This is a genomic window from Mesorhizobium sp. M7A.F.Ca.ET.027.03.2.1 (genome assembly GCF_003999175.1).
GTDB lineage: Bacteria > Pseudomonadota > Alphaproteobacteria > Rhizobiales > Rhizobiaceae > Mesorhizobium.
In genome coordinates, this window is the sequence record NZ_RZOM01000671.1 from 1 (window position 1) to 3,425 (window position 3,425).

The window sequence follows — 3,425 nt, forward strand, 5'->3', positions numbered from 1 at the left end:
AGGGGCGAGCGAACGCGCCGACATGCCGCAAGTGCAGCGCCTCGCCGTCGACAGCCTCAACGGGCAGGGCAAGACCGTCTCAGTGCTGGTCGCCGACGGCGTGGTGGCAGGACTGATCGCCATGCGCGACGAGCCGCGGCCGGATGCGGCGGCCGGCATTGCGGCGCTGAAGGCCGAGGGCATCCGCACGATCATGCTGACCGGCGACAATCGCCGCACGGCCGAAGCCATCGCCGCTTCCCTCGGGATCGAGGCGCGGGCGGAGTTGTTGCCTCAGGACAAGCAGCGCATCATCGGTGAATTGCAGCGCGAAGGGCTGAAGGTCGCCAAGGTCGGCGATGGCATCAACGATGCGCCGGCGCTCGCCGCCGCCGACATCGGAATCGCCATTGGCGGCGGCACCGATGTGGCGCTGGAGACGGCGGACGCGGCGATCCTGCATGGCCGCGTCATGGACGTCGCGCGCATGGTAAGACTGTCGCGGGCGGTGATGGCCAATATCGGCCAGAACATCAGCGTTGCGCTCGGGCTGAAGGCGGTGTTCCTGGTCACCACCATTTTGGGTATCACCGGCCTGTGGCCGGCGATCCTGGCCGATACCGGCGCCACGGTGCTGGTCACCGCCAACGCCATGCGCCTGCTGCGCTGGCGCGGGTGAAGTGGTCTATTCCGCCGGAGCCGTCAGCGGCGGCGTGGCGTTGCTGCGCCCTTCCCAGACATAGGATGCCAGCGCCACCGCGACGGCGACCAGCATGGCGATGGCGCCCAGCAGCGGCAGGCTGCGGTAGCCATAGCCGCTGTTCAGCATCGCGGCGCCCAAAGACGCGGCCAGCGCGATGCCGACATTGAAGCCGGACGGAATGAGCGACGAGGCGAGGTTCGAGGCGTCCGCCGTCCAGGCCAGGATGCGGGTCTGGATCGGTGTGCCGATGGCGAAGTTGAGGCCGCCCCAGATGACGATCGCCACAACCATCGGCAGGGGATAGGGGCTGACGGCGTAGATGACGGCCAGCGTCACCGCCTGCAAGGCCAGCATGGTGATTAGCGACGGCATCAGCTTCCAGTCGGACAGCTTGCCGCCGAGGAAGACGCCGAGCGTGGCGCCGACGCCGTTGAGCAGCAGCACCCACGGCACCAGGTTCTCGTCGAGCCCGGTGACCTCCAGCAGTGTCGGGGTGATGTAGGTGAACAGGCCGAACTGGCCGATCATCAGCATCAGCATCAGGATCAGCGAAGTCCAGACCTGCTGGCGGGCCAGCACACGGACCTCGCGGGCGAAACCGGCAGGCTTGGCCGATGAGCCGGTGGTGCGCGGCAACAGGGCTGCCATGGCAAGCGTCGCCGCCACGCCGAGCGCGCACATCACCCAGAAGGTGGCGCGCCAGCCCCAGATGTTGCCGATCGCGGTGCCGGCCGGCACGCCGATGACGTTGGAGACGGTGAGGCCAGACAGGATGACGGCGACAGCCATGCCGCGCTGGTCCTCGCGCACGAGACCGACGGCGACGACCATGGCGAGGCCGAAATAGGCGCCATGCGCGACCGCCACGGCAATGCGCAACAAAAGCATCGAGGTGAAGTCGGGCGCCAGCGCGCAAGCCGCCTGGCCGATGGTGAAGGCGATGGCGAGGCCGAGCAGCAGGCTCTTGCGCGACAGCGACTTGGTGGCGAGCGCCAGCAGTGGACCGCCGATGGCGATGCCGCAGGCATAGCCGGAGACGAGATAGCCGGCCGAGGGAACCGAGACGCCGAGCCCCTCCGCCACTTGCGGCAGCACGCCGGCAATGACGAATTCGGTGGTGCCGAAAGCAAAGGCGGCAATGAACAGGGCGATGAGCGGAAGCGACATGGGGAAGCCTTAGCTGGAACGGCCTCAAACCACGGATGAGCGTCGCGGGCAATCCAGAAATTTTTGTCGCGAGTTTAGGTTTTCTTCAGTGGGGGCGCGAGGCGATGAAGCGCCAATCTCCCTCACGAGGGGGAGATCGGCTGCTTCTCAGCTCGCCTTCAACCTGGATCCAGTCAGCAGACCGCGCTCTTCGAGCACCGGATAGGCCATCGAGGCCAGCAGCGAATTGATCTGCTTCAGGTCGCGGATGGTGTCGAGATGGATCGAGCTGGTCTCGACGCTCTTGGCAGTGCCGTCGCGCAGGCGCACGAAATGGCTGGCGCTGGTTTCTTTTTCGCGGTCGCGAAGCCGGTCTTTTTCCAGCACCAACTGGCGGGCGGTCTCGGGATCGCGCGACACCAGAACGTTGAAGGCAAGCCGCGCATTGGCCAGCACCGAGCTATGGAAGGCGCACAGCTCGGCCCAGCCCTCGTCGGTGAATTCCAGTCCGCGCTCGAACTTCTTTTTCACATGCACCAGCATGTTGCGCACGATGATGTCGCCGACCTGCTCCAGCTTGACGCAGGCGCCGATCAGCTCCTGGCAGCGCAGCGCCTCGTCCTCGGTCAGCGCGTTCCTGGTCAACTTGGCGAGGTAGAGCTTGATCGCGGCGTGCTTGCGGTCGACGCGGTCGTCGAGTGCGGCCAGCGCTTTAATCTTGTCGGCGTCGGCGCTTTCATAGAGTTCGATGATGCGCTTGAGCATGATCTCGATCGTCTCGCAGACCCGCACCACCTCGCGGGTGGCATTGGCAAGCGCCTGGCTCGGCACGTCGAGCGCGCTTTCGTTGAGCGCGGACAGCTCGACGACGTCAAGCGAGGCGGCCGGCACGGGCTTGGTGCCAAGTGCGACGATCTTCTCCGAAGCGCGGTAGACAAACCCTGCCAGCGGCAGGCCGGCGAGCAGGATCAGCACATTGAACAGGATGTGGGCATTGACGATCTGGTCCGCCGCCGTCGAACCGAGAAAGGCGAAGTGCGGCCTGAAGATCATGACCAGGATCAGCATGACAAGCGAACCAAGCCCGCGCATCAGGAGGTTGCCGATCGGCACGACGCGCACCTCGGGGCTCGACGAGCGGGTCAGCATCGGCGCGATGATCGAGGAGCCGAGATTGACGCCGAGGATAAGAACAACGCCGAGTTCAGGCGTGATCAGGCCGCGGCCCGCCAGCGTCGCCATCAACAGCACCGCCGCGATGCTCGACTGGAACAGCCAGGTGATCAGCGCCGCCAGCAGATAGGCGGTGATGGAATCGGTCGAGAAGTAGTTGATGATGACCGGCATGAGCTGGCTGTTGCGCAGCGGCTCAGACGCCTGTCCGATCATCTCCAGCGACAGGATCAAAAGGCCGATGCCGACCAGAATGCGGCCGGTCTGGCGCCAGTCGCGCCGCTCGGTGGCCATGAACATGACCGTGCCGGTGATCAGGCACAGCGGCACCAGCAAGGTGAGGTCGAAGGTCAGCAGCTTGACCACCAGCGCAGAGCCGATCTCGGCGCCGCGCACTGCCAATTGGCCCGCGGCGCCCGAGACG

General features: G+C 65.8%; 3 protein-coding genes. 1 reads left to right on the forward strand and 2 read right to left on the reverse strand.

The features are described from left to right. On the forward strand, nucleotides 1–658 hold a 658-nt coding region (locus EN750_RS24595; protein WP_127397980.1), incomplete at its 5' end, for an HAD-IC family P-type ATPase. Nucleotides 659–664: 6 nt separating this feature from the next. Here the strand turns inward: EN750_RS24595 and EN750_RS24600 are convergent. Together EN750_RS24600 and EN750_RS24605 are read right to left on the reverse strand one after the other, a co-directional pair. Continuing rightward, nucleotides 665–1,849 (reverse strand): MFS transporter, encoded by a 1,185-nt coding sequence (locus EN750_RS24600; RefSeq protein WP_127397982.1) that lies wholly within the window; start codon nucleotides 1,847–1,849, stop codon nucleotides 665–667. 147 nt (nucleotides 1,850–1,996) lie between these two features. Continuing rightward, a partial coding sequence (locus EN750_RS24605; RefSeq protein ID WP_145967885.1) for a Na/Pi cotransporter family protein occupies nucleotides 1,997–3,425 on the reverse strand: 1,429 nt, incomplete at its 5' end.

Coding starts and splice junctions, on each gene's coding strand:
- EN750_RS24600 (WP_127397982.1), bottom strand. CDS start 1,849: ATGTCGCTTCCGCTCATCGCCCTGTTCATTGCCGCCTTTGCTTTCGGC.